Raw genomic sequence first — 18,812 nt, forward strand, 5'->3', positions numbered from 1 at the left:
TTTTCTTTTGAAGTAGAAGATTGATACTTTACAATAAAGAATATGGAATTATTTATAAATAAGATAGAAATTAGAACAAGGTCGATAACTGTTCGTTGAGTAGAGGAGATTTTTTATGAGACTGGAGCATATTGAATTACCAGTTAACAATAAATTGCTAGCTGATTATTGGTCAGGTAGTGAAAAATTACGTTCATTTTTTGAATACGAGTATAACGATGAAGCATTCAAAACGCGCTTTAATTATTTAAAATCTAAGCATTATTATAATAATGAGTTAAGCAGTATTATCCGTCAATTTATGGAGCCTTTTGGTATTTCTGAAATGGTAGAAGAAAACTTAAATGCTCTAGAAGGTGGGGCGGTTGCTGTAGTAGGCGGTCAACAAGCCGGCATTTTAACTGGTCCATTATATTCGGTTCATAAAGCTATATCAGTGATTCTTTTGGCGAAAGAGCAGACTCTTAAATTAGGTGAGAAAATTGTTCCAATCTTTTGGATTGCTGGGGAAGACCATGATTTAGATGAGATCAATCATACCTATACCGTTGTAAATGGCACGATAAAAAAACGTGTCTACAATAACCGATCTAAACTAAAAACAATGGCTTCCACAACAACGGTTCAAAAAGAAGAGCTGGAACGATTAATAAGCGCGATTTTCAAAGAGTATGGTGAGACCGAATATACACAAGCTCTTTATAAAAATTGTCTCAGTCAGCTGGAGCAAAGTACAACATTTACAGACTTCTTTGCTCGTTTAATGAATGAGTTGTTCAAAACTGAGGGTTTATTAATGGTTGATGCTGCATATACACCTTTCAGGAAGCATGAAGCTGATTTTTTTGTGAAAATTATTGAGTTAAATGAACAAATTTCACAGGCTGTAGTGGCAAAAGAGCAAGCTCTAGATAGTGCAGGTTATGGTACGCCCATCCTTGCAAAGGCTGACAATGCCAATCTTTTTTATGTACTGGAAGGCGAACGGTTTTTACTGGAAAGAACAGGTCAAAATTATCAAGATTCGACTGGATTTATCACATTAACGAGAGAACAGCTTCTAGAGGTTGCCAAAAATAGCCCTGAAAAGCTAAGTAATAATGTAGTGACAAGACCGCTTATGCAGGAAATGACGATACCTGTATTGGCCTTTGTTGGTGGTCCAGGTGAATTAGCCTATTGGGCAACATTAAAGGATGCCTTTAACGCCCTTGATCTACAAATGCCTATATTAGCTCCGCGCATGAATATTACTTTGGTGGAGCGCAAAATTGATCAGCTTCTTTCAACATACGATTTATCGATTATAGATATTATCGAGGGTAAAGCGAAGTCTAAGAAGGAGCAGTATATTGCCAGCGTTCAGGATGAGGGAGCAAAACAACAGCTTGAGACTTTAAATGAATTGGTAAAAGAGCAATACAAAAAGCTAGAAGATCACTTAAAATCGCAAAAGCTTGATATGGATGCTGTTGTAGAAAAAAATATCAAATACCATGAAATGCAATTTGATTATTTGGCTAAGAAGATTGAGCAGCAGGTTTTGACAAAGCATGATAAAACAATTCGCCAATTTGATGTGATGCAGCTTGAAATCTATCCGGATGATAGCTTGCAAGAGAGAGTTTATAACCCGTATCAGTATATGAATCATTATGGACCAACTCTAATACAGGATTTATGTGCACTTCCACTAGAAATTGCAAATAAGCATTATGTAATTCATCTGTAATAATTGTATTGGTTCTTTAATATTGTTAGGTGAATATACCTAATATAGCCGTTAAACCCTGATGTATAGAGCTTTCGGTGCAGAAAAAGAAGTCGTCTCATAAAAGAGACGACTTCTTTTTTGTGCCAATTTTCACATGTGACTAAGTGGAGGAAAGTACTATATACACAATTTGTAAAAAGTAGTTAACAATATCTTTAAAAATGTGGAGGAAAGTGGGGGAATGTGGTACATTATTTACTAAAGTGGGGTGAGTAGCATGTTCATGGGAGAATATCAGCATTCCGTTGATGCAAAAGGACGCCTAATTGTACCTTCGAAATTTCGTGAGGACTTAGGGAATACTTTTGTTATTACGCGCGGACTTGATAACTGTCTATTTGGATATCCTATGGATGAATGGCGAAAACTCGAAGAAAAGTTAAAGGAATTACCAATGACCAAAAAAGATGCCCGTGCTTTTGCAAGGTTCTTCTTTTCTGGAGCTACAGAAGTTGAAATAGATAAGCAAGGGAGAATAAATATTCCTTCAACACTTGCTACTTACGCAAAGCTTGAAAAAGAATGTGTAGTTTTGGGTGTCTCAAGTAAGATAGAGATTTGGGCAAAAGAAGCTTGGGAATCTTATTTCAACGAAGCTGAGGAATCCTTTAATGAAATAGCAGAAAATTTAATTGGCTTTGACTTCTAGTTAAGAATGCGCCAAGAAGGAGTAATGGTTAATGTTCGATCATACAACCGTATTATTAAAAGAAACTGTTGATGGACTGAACATCAATCCACAAGGAATTTATGTGGATTGTACATTAGGTGGCGCTGGGCATAGCGAATACTTAGTACAGCAATTATCATCAGAAGGTCGACTAATTTGTTTCGACCAAGATACAACAGCGATAGAAAATGCAAAAGTACGATTAGCGGATTATTTAGATCGAGTGATTTTTGTACATTCGAACTTCCGTTATGTAAAAGAGGAATTACAGAAATTAAATATTGAGAAAATTGATGGTATCCTATACGACTTAGGTGTTTCTTCCCCACAGTTAGATACACCAGAGCGCGGCTTTAGTTATCATCATGATGCACCTTTAGATATGCGTATGGACCAAACAGCTCCACTTACTGCGTTTCATGTAGTAAATGAGTGGGCCTATGAAGACTTAGTTCGTATTTTTTTCCGTTATGGCGAAGAGAAATTCTCGAAGCAAATTGCTCGTAAAATCGAGGGAGCAAGAAAACACGCACCAATTGAAACAACTGGACAGCTTGTTGAACTGATTAAAGAAGGCATTCCTGCTCCTGCAAGAAGAAAAGGCGGACATCCTGCTAAAAGAGTCTTCCAAGCAATTCGAATTGCAGTGAATGATGAACTTGGAGCTGCAGAGGACTCATTAGTAGATGCTATTAAGTTATTGAAAATTGGCGGGAGAGTTAGTGTTATCACTTTCCATTCATTAGAAGACCGTTTAACAAAATCGATTTTTAAAGAGGCTTCTTCTATTCCAGATTTACCACCAGGTTTACCGGTAATTCCAGAGGAGTACAAGCCCGTTTTAAAACTTATTTCAAGAAAACCAATCTTACCAACAGAAGAAGAGCTTGAAGAAAATAATCGTTCACGTTCAGCGAAACTTCGGGTTGCCGAAAAAATAAACGAGAGGGGATAGGGTAAATGGCAGTGCGTGCTAGGCATAATTCTTATATTAGCCAACCAATAACTACAGAGCAACATGTACCAGTTAAACAGCAGGGTAGTAAAAGAAAGAAATCTATTATCACGGCAAAAGAAAAAATGTTATACATTGCATTTATTGTGGTGGTTGCAGTTTTGGCAGTGACTATACTACATAAACAAAGTTCAATCCAACAAACAACCATAGAAATACAGAAGATTGAATCAGAAATCACAGAAATCCAAAAACAAAATGTAGATTTAAAAGTTCAAGTTAGTGAACTGTCGACATATGAGAGAATTTGGGAAAAAGCAAAAGCACTCGGTTTAACACTTAATGAGAAAAATGTGAAGGTAGTGCCGGGAGAATGAAAAAAAAGAGATTTCGATTCCAATGGGGAGCCTTTCTAATGTTAGTTATTTATGGAGGGCTCTTTTTTGCATTATTTATCCGTATCTTTTACATTCAGTCATCGGGAACTGTAAATGGACAACAACTAGAAGCAAGAGCAGCCGCCCTCTATGGAAAAGATGCAGTGTTAACTGCTGAACGTGGAAAAATTTTAGATCGTAATGGGGGAATCATCGCAGAGGATACGCTTAGTTATCGATTGGTAGCTGTAGTCAATCCTAAAGCAACTGTGGATGAGGACAAGCCACGTCATGTAATAGACCCTGAAAAAACTGCTAAAGTTCTTGCAAACTATATTTCAATGGAAGAATCAGAGATTTATAAGATTCTAACAAAAAAATTAGCAGATGGGAGAACGCCTTACCAAGTTGAATTTGGTGTAGCTGGTCGTAGTATAAGTCATGAACTAATGACAGCTATTAAAAAAGAAGAACTTGAAGGCATCACTTTTGCAAGCGATTCTACGCGTTACTATCCAAATGGTCCCTTTGCATCGCATTTAATTGGCTTTGCTCTAAAGGAAGAACAAGAGGATGGTAGTTTTCATACAGTAGGGAAAATGGGCTTAGAATATACCTATAACAAAGAGCTGACAGGCAAAAATGGCTCAATGCAATATGAAAGTGATATTTTTGGATACTTACTGCCAAACAGTGAAAAGATGGTCACTCCTGCAGAAAATGGAGATGATATCTATTTGACTGTAGACAAAACAATTCAAAACTTCTTAGAAGAATCAATGACCGATGTTTATAAAGAATACAATCCTGAATCTATGGTAGCTGTAGTGGCCGATCCAAAAACAGGAGAAATTTTAGCTATGTCACAGCGACCTACCTTCGACCCGGATACAAGAGAAGGGCTAGATTCGTGGAATAATATTGTTATCGAGTCAGTAATTGAACCTGGTTCTACGGTAAAAACTTTCACTCTAGCAACAGCGATTGAGACAAATAATTGGCATCCAAACGCTTTCTATCAATCCGGTTCTTACACATTATATGGTGATACTATTCGAGATCATAATCTACGAGGCTGGGGACAGATTACGTATTTAGAAGGTTTCCAGCGGTCATCGAACACGGCTATGGCTAATATGCTAGAGTATATCGGAAACGATACATTAATAGATTACTTTAAAAAGTTTGGTTTTGGTCAAAAGACCGGAATCGATTTACCAGGTGAAGCATCAGGTACCTTATTAACAAATAACCCAATAGAGTATGTTACTTCATCTTACGGACAAGGCTCTACGTTTACACCTATTCAGCTCGTACAAGCAATGACAGCGATTGCAAACGACGGTGAAATGATGCAGCCCTACGTAATTGATAAAATAGTAGATTCTGCTACTGGTGATGTAGTTAAGGATGAGAAGCCAACGGTTAAAGGTAATCCAATATCAAAAGAAACAGCTAAACAGGTACGTGAAATTTTAGCTTCTACAGTTACTTCAGAAGCTGGTACGGCGAAAAGCTTCGCAATAGAGGGCTATGACGTAGCAGGGAAAACAGGAACTGCTTATATTCCAAGGACGGATGGATCGAGAAGTTATTTAACTGGAAACAAAAATAACTATCTATATTCCTTCTTAGGAATGGCTCCAGCTGATGATCCTCAATTGATTGTCTATGTGGCTGTAAAAAAACCAAAACTAGAGGCAACAGAGGTTGGTTCTCAACCTGTTTCAGAAGTATTCACTTCTGTTATGCAAAATAGCTTAAAATATTTAAATATTAACCCTGAAGATGTAGCACAGGTAGAAACAACCAAGATAAAGGATTATATTGGTGAAAGTGCAGAGGGAGCTAAGATCGAGCTAGAGAATGCAGGTGTTACACCAATTATAATCGGTGATGGTGGGGAAATAATTGCTCAGTATCCTGAAAAAGATTTAGCCATTACAAAGGGAAGCCTTGTTTTCTTGAAGACAGAAGGATCAGTTACCTTACCATCCTTTGAAAATTGGTCATTAAGGAATCTGCTCGTATATAAAATGATGTCAGGGCTGTCGATTGAAATTGTCGGTGAAGGATTTGTTGAAAGTCAAAGTGTATCTGAAAACACAGTTATTGGTGAGGGATCTCCAATTGTTGTGCAACTAAGAACGCCAGAGGAAACTTACTCTGCACCTCCAATTGAAGAAGAAACATCATCTGATGGAGAAGAATTACCACAAGACTAATTTCAGATATGCAGTATAAACTCTGGACGAAAAATTCGTTAAGGCGAATTTGATTAAATGTATCCGAATAGAACTTGTCTTTCTTTCATACTTTGTTAAAAACGAGGTGTGAAATTAGCATGAAGTGGATATCTACCATTTCTAAGAATCGGTTAAAGTTAATTGTCTATGGTTTTATATTATTTGGATTGGCTGTTGTTATTCGGTTATTTTATGTTCAAGTTATTCAGCATGATGAGCTAACAGAACTTGCTAAGGAAAACTGGGATAGAGAGATTCCATTTGCGTCTGAAAGAGGAGAAATTGTAGACCGCGACGGGGAAGTTATTGTAACAAATAAATTAGCTCCAACTCTTTATTTTATGCCTGCTCAGAATGATAATATTGAGGAAGCTGCCAAGCAAATTGCTTCAGTATTAGAGCTAGATGAAAAAGAGTTATTTGAGAAAATGAACAAACGAACTTATTTAGTTAAACTTGCACCTGAAGCAAAGAATATTACCTACGAGCAAGCAGTAAAAATTCAAAGCCTCAAAATAGACGGGCTATATAGTGGTGTAGATTATGTCCGACATTATCCTTATGGAGACTTATTATCTCGTTTCGTAGGATTTACTGGCTATGATACACAAGGCCTTGCAGGGATTGAATACCAGTATGATAAGGTATTAACATCTAGAGAAGCTGCGATTCGACTCTTTACTGATGCACAAGGGAATTCCCTACCTCATGTGGACGATGAATGGCGTGAAGGAGATCAAGGTGCAACAGTAGAGTTAACCATTGATCTAGAAGTACAAAAGGTTATAGAGAGAGAACTTTCTCAAGCGATGGAAAAATATGATGCCGATCAAGCATTAGCAATTGCTATGAATGTGAATACTGGTGAGATATTAGGGTTGTCATCCTATCCTACATATGATCCTGCTAATTATAAAGACGTAGATCAATCCATATATAACCGAAATCTACCGGTTTGGATGACCTATGAGCCAGGTTCTACCTTTAAAATTATCACATTAAGTGCAGCACTTGAAGAAGGTGTTGTAGACTTAGAGAAGGATACGTTTTATGACAAAGGCTATGTAATGGTTGAGGATTCTCGCCTGCGCTGCTGGAAACGTGAGGGACACGGGCAAGAAACCTTTTTAGAGGTTGTAGAAAATTCCTGTAACCCAGGCTTTATCGAGATGGGACAAAGGGTAGGCTCTGAAAAGCTTCTGCAATATATTAAAGACTTTGGTTTTGGTGAAGCAACTGGTTCTAACATTCCAGGGGAAGCATCCGGGATACTTTTTTCTAAAGAAGCTTTTGGCCCAGTCGAGCATGCAACGACCTCCTTTGGTCAAGGGATTTCTGTGACACCGATTCAACAGGTGCAAGCTGTAGCAGCTGCTGTAAATGGCGGAAAATTATATAAGCCTTATGTGGTTTCAAAAGTAGTCGATCCAGAAAGTGGCAAAGTAATTCTTAATAATAAGCCAGAATTGAAAAAATCTGTAATTAGTGAGGAGACATCCGCACTAGTTCGTAACGCTTTAGAATCTGTAGTTGCAAATGGTTCTGGTAGAGCAGCCTTCCGTGATGGCCTTCGTATCGGAGGAAAAACAGGTACAGCACAAAAAGTTGTGGATGGTCGTTATAAAGATGGCGAATATATCGTATCATTTATAGGATTTGCTCCTGCAGACAATCCAGAAGTTGTTGTTTATGTGGCTATTGATAATCCAAAAAGCTCAACAGTATTTGGTAGTACGATTGCTGCACCAATCGTTGGTCAAATTATCGAGGACATTGCACCAACAGTTGGAATAGAAGTGAACCGTGAAGGACAGATGGAAAAGCAATATCGCTGGGGAGACCCTATTACAGATCGAGTACCTAACTTAGTAGGCTATTCGGTGGATGAATTAGCGAATTTGCAGTATCCATTTAAAATAGAGATACATGGTGAAGGACAGCTTGTCAAAGCGCAATTACCAGAAGCGGACAATATTCTAGAACAAGATGGGACAATACATCTTTATTTAGACGAAAAAAATTAGTGATTAACTTCTTAGTGTAAACACTAAAATTTGATTTTATAAACAATACTAAAAGAAGAAAGAACAGAAATTAGAGGAGATTTAACATGACAATCGCAACAATAGTAACCATTCTAGCAATTTCATTTATCGTTTCAGTGATTTTGGCACCTGTATTCATTCCATTACTTCGTCGGCTGAAATTCGGACAGAGTATTCGTGAAGAAGGTCCACAATCACATATGAAAAAAGCTGGAACACCAACAATGGGTGGCATAATTTTCTTGATTTCGATAATTGCTACAACGGTAATTGTTGGAAATATATCTGATATCTTTACGACTCAATCTGTCGTAATCATATTAGTATTAGCTGGTTTTGGATTGATCGGATTTTTAGATGATGGTATTAAAGTAATTTTTAAACGTAATTTAGGATTAACTTCATTACAAAAGCTGATTGGTCAAATTATCATTTCAATCGCTGCATTCCTATTATTACGCCTGGGATCTTTTGATACATCAATAAGTGTTCCATTTACAGAGTGGTCTATTGATTTAGGGATTTTATATGTGGGGTTTTTAATCTTCTGGTTGGTAGGCTTCTCAAATGCAGTGAACTTAACAGATGGTTTAGATGGTTTAGTTGCTGGAACAGCATCAATTGCCTTTACTGCATTCGGTGTTATCGCTTTATTTAATGAACAAGCAGATGTTGCTTTGTTTACATTTGCAGTTACTGGTGCACTTTTAGGGTTTTTAATTTTTAATGCCAATCCTGCAAAGGTATTTATGGGAGATACGGGCTCATTAGCTTTAGGTGGTGCCCTTGCCCTAGTATCGGTTTTAGTAAAGGCTGAACTGCTTTTACTACTAATTGGTTTAGTGTTTGTTATTGAAACATTATCGGTAATCTTACAGGTAGCAAGCTTTAAATTACGAGGAAAACGTATTTTTAAAATGAGTCCTATTCATCACCATTTTGAGCTATCAGGCTGGTCTGAACGTAAGGTAGTAGGCGTCTTTTGGTCAACAGCAGTAGTTGTTGCGTTAATCGCAGTCGTATCGGAGGCATTGCTATGATTCAATATACAAAATTACAACATAAGAAGGTATTAGTTCTCGGTTTAGCCAAAAGTGGTGTCGCAGCAGCAGAACTACTCCACGAACTAGGTGCTTTTGTTACGGTAAATGATTCAAAGCCCTTTGATGAAAATCCACAGGCACAGAGCCTTTTGGAAAAAGGGATTACAGTTATTTGTGGGCGTCACCCAGAGGACTTACTAGATGAAGGATTTGAACTAGTTGTTAAAAATCCAGGTATTCCTTATTCAAATCCAATCGTGGATGATGCGGTTAAGCGTGGCCTTCAAGTAATAACGGAAGTAGAACTCGCTTATTTAGTTAGCGAGGCTCCTATAGTCGGAATCACAGGGACAAACGGAAAGACAACGACTACTACTTTAATATTTGAAATGTTAAATAGTGGAGGTAAAAAACCATTAATCGCTGGGAATATTGGGACGGTTGCTTGTGGTGTTGCTGCTAGTGCAAGTAAGGAAAATGTGATTGTTACTGAACTTTCCTCCTTCCAATTAATGGGGACGAAGGAGTTTAAGCCAAAAATTGCAATTTTAACAAATCTTTATGATGCTCACTTAGATTATCATGGTACTTTTGAGGATTATGCAGAGGCTAAATTCAACATTACGAGAAATCAAGATGAAACAGATTGGTTAATTTATAACAGAGAGCAAGAGATTGTTCAGAAGTATGCTGCTAAATCAAATGCACAAAAAGTTCCATTTAGCTCAAATGGACGTTCCAATGAGGGAATTAGTGCAGATGAAACAACGATTTACTGGCAGGGTGAGGCCATTTTAGAAAGAGTAAATATTGCACTACCCGGGAAACATAATTTAGAAAATATCTTAGCAGCACTTGCTGCATGTATTTTATATGGCTGTGAAATAGAAGCGTTAGAAGAAGTGCTAAAAACATTTACTGGTGTTCGGCACCGTACCCAATTTGTTCGTGAATGGAATGGAAGAAAAATTTACAATGACTCAAAAGCGACCAACTGCTTAGCGACAAAGGTTGCTCTAGACGCTTTTACACAGCCAACGATTTTACTGGCTGGTGGATTAGACCGAGGCCACTCCTTTGAGGAGCTGCGAGCATCTATGAAAAATGTTAAAAGTGTTGTAGCATTTGGTCAAACTGGTGAAAGATTTATCGAGTTTGCAAAATCCTGTGGAGTGGAAGAAGCGGTATTAGCAGAGAATGTTGAAGTTGCAGTGCCAAAAGCAGCCTCTATTTCACAAAGTGGGGATGTCATATTGTTATCACCTGCATGTGCAAGCTGGGATCAGTATAAAAGCTTTGAAATTAGAGGCGATTTATTCATTGATGCAGTCATGAAGCTTTAAGTCGCGCTAATGAATAGAATATTTGAACGAATGATCAAACCTAGTGCTTAGAGGTAAAGCTCTAAGCACTGTATTAGATATAAGAGGAAAGGATGCCTTAACTGAAGTTTACTTATAAGAGAATCTTCATAATTTCTGCAATCTTATTGTCATTGATAGGAATCATTTTCATTTATTCGGCCGGTACATATTGGAGCTCTATGCATTATGAAGGGGAGTTACCCTTCTATCTGAAGCAAAGTATTTACTTGATATTAGCTATTGTCGTATTTTTATTTATAACAAATATGCCCATTTTTACCGAGGAAAAGACTTGGATAATACTTTATGTCATTTCGTTATTATTGTTAGTTCTTGTTTTAATACCGGGAATCGGTCTTGTTAGAAATGGTTCACAAAGCTGGATTGGTCTTGGTCCCTTAACGATTCAACCAGCAGAGATAGTGAAAATTACGACCTTGATGTATTTAAGCTTTTTACTAAGTAAAGTAAGAAATGATGAACGTGTTGTTCAGCTAAAGCATTTTTTAATTATTATCATTCCCTGTGGATTAATCATGCTGCAGCCCGATTTTGGTTCTGTTTTCATATTAGTTGTAGCATCATTTATCTTGTTATTCATTGCCAAATATCCGATTAAATTATATGTCGGCTTTATTGGACTAGGTGTCATTGGATTGATTGCCTTAATCGTCTCTGCACCATATCGCTTAAAACGTATCCAAGCTTTTCTCAATCCTTGGGAAGATCCATTAGGTAGTGGGTTCCAAGCTGTTCAGTCTTTACTTGCCATAGGTCCAGCCGGATTACTTGGACATGGCTTCCAAGAGAGTCGTCAAAAGTTTTTATATTTACCAGAGCCTCAAAATGACTTTATCTTTTCTATTATTTTAGAGGAGGTTGGCTTCTTAGGTGGCTGTGTCGTGTTAGCCCTTTTTGCAGTATTTATATACTCAGGGTGCGGATTGGCTGTTCAATCATTGAAGAGTTCAGATTTTTATGCGATCTCGGCTTTAGTTGGAATGGTCGGATTCCAAGCAGCGTTAAATATTGGCGTTGTTATTGGGTTAATACCAGTAACAGGGGTGACCTTGCCATTCATTAGTTATGGTGGTACGTCACTAATGATTATTTGGTTTGTAGTAGCGATTATTGTGAGCTTTGCAAATCGAACCGATATCACGTAAGTTTAACAGTAGTTTTTAAACAAAAATAGTGGAGGAAAGGAGGAGTAAAAATTATGGAAAAGGTAATTGATATTGAAGAAAGAATCCCGACCCTAAGGGAAAAAAGAAGAAAAAGAACAAATTTTAAATTTATCTTCTTACTAGTATTATTTTTAGTAACATTATTTTTACTCCTTTACTTTCAATCTCCGTATAGCGAAATCAAAAAAGTCGAAGTGATTGGTGCTGGGTTAGTAGAGGCAGATGCTTATAAAGAACAAGCTGCTTTACAAACAGGAGATTCGATGTGGGGATTTACTACAAATGATATTGAGGACAAAATCAGCGAATATCATTGGGTGAAGGGTGTAAATGTACAAAGAAAATGGTTAACGACTGTTCAAATTGAAGTGGAAGAGTGGGAAAAGGTTGCTTATATCTCCCTTGATAATAAACTTTACCCTATGCTAGAAAATGGGGATGTGTTAAAGGAAGTAAGTAGTCTTGAGCCAATAGATGCACCATTATTTTTAGAATTTGATGATGAAAAATTGAGAAAAAGATTATTAACAGAGCTTGCAAAGCTAGATCCAACGGTTTTATCGCTTATCTCTCAAATCAATTCAACCCCTTCAAGCAGCGACCCATATGCGGTCACTCTTTATATGAATGACGGGTATGAGGTTCGTGCTGAAGTAACAACTTTAGCAGAAAAGCTAAATTATTATCCTTCCATTGTAGCTCAAATTGAAAGTACAGGAAGCTATGAAAAAGGAATAATTGATATAGAAGTTGGTTCATACTACAGATCTTATCTAGATGAATATGCCCAATTTGATTTTAATATTGATGAATCTGGTGAAGCGGTGATCGAAGAACAGGAAGTGATCGATGATGAAGATACCACTTCAGAGTAAAAAAAATAACAAATTTACAAGAAAGCAGCTCATCATACTAATTGTATGTATCACAACAGGATTTATTATTGGTTATTCGTATAAACTAACAAAAAATCACGAAAAAATTAATAATTCCTATATCGATCAGGAAGAATCCTATAGAGAGGATTTGATTGATCAGCAGGAGAGAAATAAGGAATTAGCTGAAGAGCTTAATGATCTGCAAAATCGCTTAAGAGAATATGAAAAATCCTTTGCGGAAAATGAAGTGGAATATGAGCATTTAATAGAAGAGGCTGAAAAATTACGGTTGTTGCTAGGGATAATTCCGGCACAGGGAGGAGGTATTCAGGTTACATTAAAGGATAATGAATATAACCCGAATTCCACAAATCCAAATGAATACATCGTACATGAAAGCCATGTTTTATCAGTTATCAATGAACTGAAAATTTCAGGAGCAGAAAGTATTGCTATTAATGGACAAAGGTTAAAATCGAATTCATATATCAGATGTAATGGCCCGGTTATTACAATTGATGGAAAGCAATATCCAGCACCATTTGTAATCGAAGCAGTTGGTGATTCTAAAACCCTTGTATCATCTTTAAAAATTGTTGGTGGAGTTTTCGACCAATTACTGAGTGATAATATTGTTGTGACAATCGAGGAAAAAAATCTAATACAAATGCCTTCAATAAATGATGAGGCGTAAAATTATTCGAGGACAAGCCTATAACGTTTAGGAGGGGAACCGATGACAAACAAAATAGTTACCAGAATAACGATTATATCATTTATTGTAGGTATTATGATTTCTGTACAATATAATACGGTTCAGAACCCGACTACAAGGGACACACGGGATATTTGGGCTATTAGGCAGGAATTGTCACAGGAAAAAGAAAATCACTCAGAACTATTAAGAGAAATCGCAAATTACAACGAATTTGTTGAACAATATGAAGATAATGATACAAATAACCAAGCTGTTTTATTGAATAACACGGTAGAGGATCTCAAACGTCAAATTGGTTTATTATCAGTAGATGGTCCAGGGCTTGAATTAGAAATTACTCCTGCTGCTGAATTAATCCAATTTGGTTATGAGATTGAACCTATTTCACCTGATTTATTAATTCGATTAGTTAATGAAATTTACCGATATGATGGCCTTTATATTGAAATTAACGGACAACGGCTTACTCATACATCAGCAATTCGAGACATTAATGGTGTCACAACCGTAAATAGTGTTCCAATCGATGACGCAGAAATTACCATCAAAATTATCACTGAAACCTTCGAAAAAGCTGAAAAACTATATGGTTACTTATACGCTTCGACATTTAGGGATGATTTCTATCTCGATAACTTAAATTTAAGTATCAACGAAGCGCAAAGAGCTATTACCATTGCAGAATTTGATGGAAAATTATCAACAGATTATTTAGTTGAAAACAACGAAGGGGAATAACTATGTGGTTACCATTATTAGGGTTAATATTAGGCTTGAGCTTAGGTTTGTTAACCGATATACAAATTCCTGCTATTTATGAAAATTATTTATCAATTGCTGTTTTAGCAGCATTAGATACTTTGTTTGGTGGGATTCGAGCAAATTTACAGCAAGTGTATGACGACAAGGTATTTTTATCAGGTTTTTTCTTCAATATAGCCCTTGCAGCTGGACTAGCATTTTTAGGTGTTCATCTAGGTGTTGACCTTTATTTAGCTGCCATTTTTGCCTTTGGTGTCCGGTTATTCCAAAATATTGCAGTCATTCGACGAATTTTGATAGTAAAATGGGAAGAGAGACATATAAAAAAGGATGAAAATACAGTATAATAGCTGTAAAATGATATCGTATATATGATTTTATTTAGACATTACTATGGAATTACAATAGAATAAAATATAGTAGGAAACGAAGGAGGTGCGGAAGTGATGAATCACCAGGATATTTATATATCACTAGATATTGGTTCATCTTCTATTAAAGTTTTGATAGGAGAGATTACAGATAACCAATTACACGTAATTGGTGTTGGTAATGTAAAATCGAACGGTATACGTAAAGGCGCAATCGTTGATATAGATGCTACAGTACAATCCATTAAAAAAGCAGTTGAACAAGCGGAACGTATGACTGGAATTAAAATAAACGAAGTAGTTCTTGGTATACCCGCAAATCAAACAACACTTCAACCAGTAAAAGGTGTAGTAGCTGTTAATAGCGAAAACCGTGAAATTACTGATGAAGACTTAGACAGAGTAATTGAATCCGCACAAGTGATGTCAATTCCACCTGAAAGAGAACTTGTAAATCTTATCCCTCGACAATTCATTGTTGATAATCTTGATGAAATCAAAGATCCACGAGGTATGATTGGTATTCGTTTAGAAATGGATGCTACAATGATTACAACTTCAAAAACTTTAGTTCATAACGTTTTACGTTGTGTTGAACGAGCTGGGCTGCAAATTAGAGAAATCTATTTACAACCATTAGCTGCAGGATTCTTTGCCTTAACAGAGGACGAGAAAAACCAAGGAACAGCATTTATCGATCTTGGAGGCGGTTCCACAACGGTTGCAGTTTTTGAAGAAGGTTTATTAACAAGAACAGGTGTTATCCCAGTTGGTGGCGAACATATAACGAAAGATTTATCAATTGTTCTTAAAACTCCAACTGAACAAGCAGAAATCATTAAGAAGCAGTTTGGACATGCATTCTATGAAGATGCTTCAGACGATGAAATTTTTGAAGTACCAGTTTCTGGCACAGATGCAATGGATCAATATAGTCAAAAATTCATTTCAGAAATTATCGGTGTCCGTCTTGAAGAATTATTCGAACTAGTCTTAGATGAATTAGCTCGTTTAGGTGTTCGCGATTTACCTGGTGGAGTAGTCCTTACAGGTGGTGTTGCTCAGCTAGAGGGAATTGCACAGCTTGCTCGTCAAGTTATGCAAACACGTGTAAGAATTTATACTCCAGATTATATAGGAGTTCGTGAGTCAGCTTATACAACTGCTGTAGGTTTAATACGCTATGCACATTCAGAGGATGAATTTTATGGTAGAAGTCCAGTTCAAACACCTGCATATGCAACGGTCGGTGCTGGAGCAACGCCTCCAAAAAAACAATCAAATACAGTAGAAAAAGAAAGCAACAATACAAACAAAACAAGCGTAATTAATAAAGCTAAGAAACTATTCGATAAGTTTTTTGAATAATAATTCAAGATTCGTGGCAGGAGGAGAAACTATGTTAGAATTTGATACGAATATAGACCAACTAGCTAACATCAAGGTCATTGGTGTCGGCGGTGGCGGTAACAACGCAGTAAATCGAATGATTGAGCATGGTGTACAAGGTGTTGACTTTATCGCTGTAAACACAGATGCACAAGCTTTAAATCTATCAAAAGCCGAATATAGATTACAGATTGGTAATAAGTTAACAAGAGGTCTTGGAGCAGGTGCAAACCCTGAAGTAGGCAAAAAAGCAGCCGAAGAAAGCCGTGAGCAGCTTGAAGAGGTACTTCGAGGAGCAGATATGGTATTCGTAACTGCAGGTATGGGTGGAGGCACTGGAACAGGTGCAGCACCAGTCATTGCTTCAATTGCTCGTGATTTAGGAGCGTTAACTGTTGGTGTAGTAACACGTCCATTCTCTTTTGAAGGCCGAAAACGCCAAACACAAGCAATCGGCGGTATCGGAGCTATGAAAGATGCTGTTGATACATTAATCGTTATTCCAAATGATAAATTATTACAAATTGTAGATAAAAGCACGCCAATGCTTGAAGCATTCCGCGAAGCAGATAATGTACTTCGTCAAGGTGTACAAGGTATCTCTGACTTAATCGCAACTCCTGGTCTTATTAACCTTGACTTCGCCGATGTAAAAACAATTATGTCTGACAAAGGTTCAGCATTAATGGGTATCGGTATTGCAACAGGTGAAAACCGTGCAACGGAAGCTGCGAAAAAAGCGATTTCAAGTCCATTACTTGAAACTTCAATTGATGGTGCTAAAGGCGTTATCATGAACATCACAGGCGGATCTAATTTAAGCTTATTTGAAGTACAAGAAGCAGCAGATATCGTTGCATCAGCTTCAGATGAAGAAGTAAACATGATTTTTGGTTCGGTTATCAACGAAAGCTTAAATGATGAAATTATTGTTACTGTTATTGCAACAGGTTTCTCTGACGATATCCTTACTCAGCCACAACGCTCAAATACGAATCGTTCAACGGGGGCTATTCGTGGTGGACAAGCTCAAGCTCAGCCACAAGCGCCAATTCGTGAACGTGCACAAGAACAACAATCAGTGCAACAACACCAGCAAGAGCCTCAAAGACAGGTTCAACAACAACAGCAAGATGACGTATTAGAAATTCCAACATTCTTACGCAACCGTCGCAACCGATAAGACACCGAAGTAAGATATAAAACAAAACCATATAAAAGGATGCCGTCTCATTAAGTTGAGATGGCTTCTTTTTTGATTTTAATGAGGATTTCATAGGGGAATTTGGGGATGAAGCGTGCTAGGAGAGTGAGTAGGGAGTGGAGAATGGAATGGAATGCGTTTCAGCTCGGTGATGAAACGCTTTGGGAGGTGGATATTGAATTGAAAAGCGTTAGAAGTAGAAAATTTACATAAAACGCACTTCATAACCAGCATCGATCTCATTTAAAAAAGAGGTACACAAAAAACACATTTCACATCCTCCACCCTTTATCCTATTCCCATCCCCAATTAATCTATCAAATTTCAAAAATATACATACTACAGTAAGGTAAAATTCGACATAAATAGAAGCTGTTCTCCTCCGCAATAAAGAAGTTTATCCAGAAGCTACTCTATTCCAAAAGCCGCATCCTACAGCTTAAGCTCCACTCTATATCCAAAACCTATTATAGGGACAACTATTATCAGTATGCCTATTCATATATCACCAAGACAGTTGTAAAGACACTCCATGTTGGCTCGGAGCTACTTGTGTGTTTAGCCAGCTCACCACCAAAATACTAAATTTGCATCCTCTATCTCTAATCACTTAGAAACCTCCAAATCTCGATTTAATAAATTCTATTATTTTTTACATCCACATATACTCTCTCCCTAGTTGAATATTTCTACAAAACATGTCGAAATTACTCAGTTTTATAAGGGTTATTGTCAAAAAGAAATTGGATATTTGTACGACAGTTTGACAATTTCTGAACAGGCAGGATGTTACTCTATTTACAGGAGGACGCTGAAATGATTGGAGAATTACTCGTACTATACAATACGTTATTCAACTATTTTTTATTAAAATTTACGCAAGAAATAACGGGATTGTATGTAAAAAGGAGTAGGTTGCTACTTAGTGCGTTTTGTAGTGGACTGATTGCCAGCATTTTCTACCAGACATTACTTGGAGCCTTACTGAGTTTTATCGTACTAATTGGAATGGCATTTTCCTTTAGACTCCAGTCGTTGTTAAAGCAAGGCACTGTACTTTTTATTACAACCTTTTTTCTAGGTGGCGTGTTAACAAGCTTACTGCCCTTTTTATTAAATCAATCCGATGTCACCTTTTTTATATTATGTACAGCAGTCGCCTTTCTTGGTTTAACAGCGATTCATTCAAAGTGGAGAGAAATGATGCAATCAAAGATTCAACATTCATTTGTCGTAGATTGTGACCTCGAATTATTTAAGAACACATATAGTTTAAAAGGATTTATTGACACGGGGAATGAGTGCTCGGAGCCTATGAGTGGAAAGCCAGTACATTTTCTTTCGTATTCGGCAGTCTCACAGGAGCTACCAGAGGACTTCCATAAAGCATTACTAGAATGGGATGAAAAGAATCCTTATCAGCTTAAGATGTTTCCAACGTATGTCTATCCAAAGGTAAGGGTTTTAACGCTGTCGACAGTTCAACAAGAACGTTCAACAGTACTTGCCTTCCGTTTTGACAAACTAAAACTAAGTGGTACAACTACGAAAGAAATCTTCGAACAGTATGTTGTTTTCACTAAGCAAGATGCGAGGTACCCACAAGACGCACAAATGATTCTTCATGTTTTGGCACTTTAAGCTATTTTCTTAAGGTAGCAGTGAGCTGCTTCGACTTCATTTTCAAAACTATTTGTGAAATGTTGAAGCTACTAGAACCAAAATTTGGACAAGGTGCTCCAGGTGTATTCAACCCGCATAATAGGGTACTAAAATCTCCTTCCTAGATGATAAGTAAAATGAAGAAGTGTAGGAGAGGTAAGTCCACA

16 protein-coding genes are annotated in these 18,812 nt (G+C 37.1%); all 16 read left to right on the forward strand.

Going from position 1 to position 18,812, the window contains the following annotated elements; translation table 11 throughout:
- Window positions 1–115: 115 nt before the first annotated feature.
- Window positions 116–1,732 carry a bacillithiol biosynthesis cysteine-adding enzyme BshC gene (gene bshC / locus LG296_RS05775; RefSeq protein WP_107933833.1) on the forward strand — a complete coding sequence of 539 codons (1,617 nt, stop codon included), beginning with the start codon at window positions 116–118 and terminating at the stop codon, window positions 1,730–1,732.
- Between the two features lie 259 nt (window positions 1,733–1,991).
- Window positions 1,992–2,423, forward strand: coding sequence for a division/cell wall cluster transcriptional repressor MraZ (gene mraZ, locus LG296_RS05780; protein WP_107933835.1), 432 nt, complete (start codon window positions 1,992–1,994; stop codon window positions 2,421–2,423).
- A gap of 31 nt (window positions 2,424–2,454) precedes the next feature.
- Window positions 2,455–3,399: a 16S rRNA (cytosine(1402)-N(4))-methyltransferase RsmH gene (gene rsmH, locus LG296_RS05785; protein WP_107933837.1), complete on the forward strand. Its 945-nt coding sequence runs from the start codon at window positions 2,455–2,457 to the stop codon at window positions 3,397–3,399.
- A gap of 5 nt (window positions 3,400–3,404) precedes the next feature.
- Window positions 3,405–3,776 (forward strand): cell division protein FtsL, encoded by a 372-nt coding sequence (gene ftsL, locus LG296_RS05790; protein WP_107933839.1) that lies wholly within the window; start codon window positions 3,405–3,407, stop codon window positions 3,774–3,776.
- Window positions 3,777–3,814: 38 nt separating this feature from the next.
- Window positions 3,815–6,001, forward strand: a complete 2,187-nt coding sequence (locus LG296_RS05795) for a penicillin-binding protein (protein WP_107934055.1) — start codon at window positions 3,815–3,817, stop codon at window positions 5,999–6,001.
- Between the two features lie 119 nt (window positions 6,002–6,120).
- Window positions 6,121–8,046 (forward strand): stage V sporulation protein D, encoded by a 1,926-nt coding sequence (locus LG296_RS05800; RefSeq protein WP_107933841.1) that lies wholly within the window; start codon window positions 6,121–6,123, stop codon window positions 8,044–8,046.
- Between the two features lie 86 nt (window positions 8,047–8,132).
- Window positions 8,133–9,107, forward strand: coding sequence for a phospho-N-acetylmuramoyl-pentapeptide-transferase (gene mraY / locus LG296_RS05805; protein ID WP_107933843.1), 975 nt, complete (start codon window positions 8,133–8,135; stop codon window positions 9,105–9,107).
- Window positions 9,104–10,453 carry a UDP-N-acetylmuramoyl-L-alanine--D-glutamate ligase gene (gene murD, locus LG296_RS05810; RefSeq protein WP_107933845.1) on the forward strand — a complete coding sequence of 450 codons (1,350 nt, stop codon included), beginning with the start codon at window positions 9,104–9,106 and terminating at the stop codon, window positions 10,451–10,453. The genes mraY and murD overlap by 4 nt, the downstream gene beginning before the upstream one ends.
- Window positions 10,454–10,554: 101 nt before the next feature.
- The gene (locus LG296_RS05815; RefSeq protein ID WP_235867599.1) at window positions 10,555–11,640 is read left to right on the forward strand and encodes an FtsW/RodA/SpoVE family cell cycle protein; all 1,086 of its coding nucleotides are present in this window, start codon (window positions 10,555–10,557) and stop codon (window positions 11,638–11,640) included.
- 53 nt (window positions 11,641–11,693) lie between these two features.
- Window positions 11,694–12,536 (forward strand): cell division protein FtsQ/DivIB, encoded by an 843-nt coding sequence (locus LG296_RS05820; RefSeq protein WP_107933849.1) that lies wholly within the window; start codon window positions 11,694–11,696, stop codon window positions 12,534–12,536.
- On the forward strand, window positions 12,514–13,233 hold the full coding sequence (locus tag LG296_RS05825) for a DUF881 domain-containing protein (protein ID WP_107934057.1): 720 nt from the start codon (window positions 12,514–12,516) through the stop codon (window positions 13,231–13,233). Before LG296_RS05820 ends, LG296_RS05825 begins: the two co-directional genes overlap by 23 nt.
- A 42-nt stretch (window positions 13,234–13,275) precedes the next feature.
- On the forward strand, window positions 13,276–13,995 hold the full coding sequence (locus LG296_RS05830; RefSeq protein WP_107933851.1) for a DUF881 domain-containing protein: 720 nt from the start codon (window positions 13,276–13,278) through the stop codon (window positions 13,993–13,995).
- A gap of 2 nt (window positions 13,996–13,997) precedes the next feature.
- Window positions 13,998–14,366, forward strand: a complete 369-nt coding sequence (locus LG296_RS05835; RefSeq protein WP_107933853.1) for a small basic family protein — start codon at window positions 13,998–14,000, stop codon at window positions 14,364–14,366.
- 99 nt (window positions 14,367–14,465) lie between these two features.
- Window positions 14,466–15,758 (forward strand): cell division protein FtsA, encoded by a 1,293-nt coding sequence (ftsA, locus tag LG296_RS05840; protein WP_107933855.1) that lies wholly within the window; start codon window positions 14,466–14,468, stop codon window positions 15,756–15,758.
- Between the two features lie 31 nt (window positions 15,759–15,789).
- On the forward strand, window positions 15,790–16,962 hold the full coding sequence (ftsZ, locus tag LG296_RS05845) for a cell division protein FtsZ (RefSeq protein WP_251397105.1): 1,173 nt from the start codon (window positions 15,790–15,792) through the stop codon (window positions 16,960–16,962).
- Between the two features lie 837 nt (window positions 16,963–17,799).
- Window positions 17,800–18,624: a sigma-E processing peptidase SpoIIGA gene (locus LG296_RS05850; RefSeq protein ID WP_251397108.1), complete on the forward strand. Its 825-nt coding sequence runs from the start codon at window positions 17,800–17,802 to the stop codon at window positions 18,622–18,624.
- Window positions 18,625–18,812: the final 188 nt, after the last annotated feature.

This window comes from Ureibacillus chungkukjangi, assembly GCF_044795995.1.
Taxonomy (GTDB): domain Bacteria; phylum Bacillota; class Bacilli; order Bacillales_A; family Planococcaceae; genus Ureibacillus; species Ureibacillus chungkukjangi.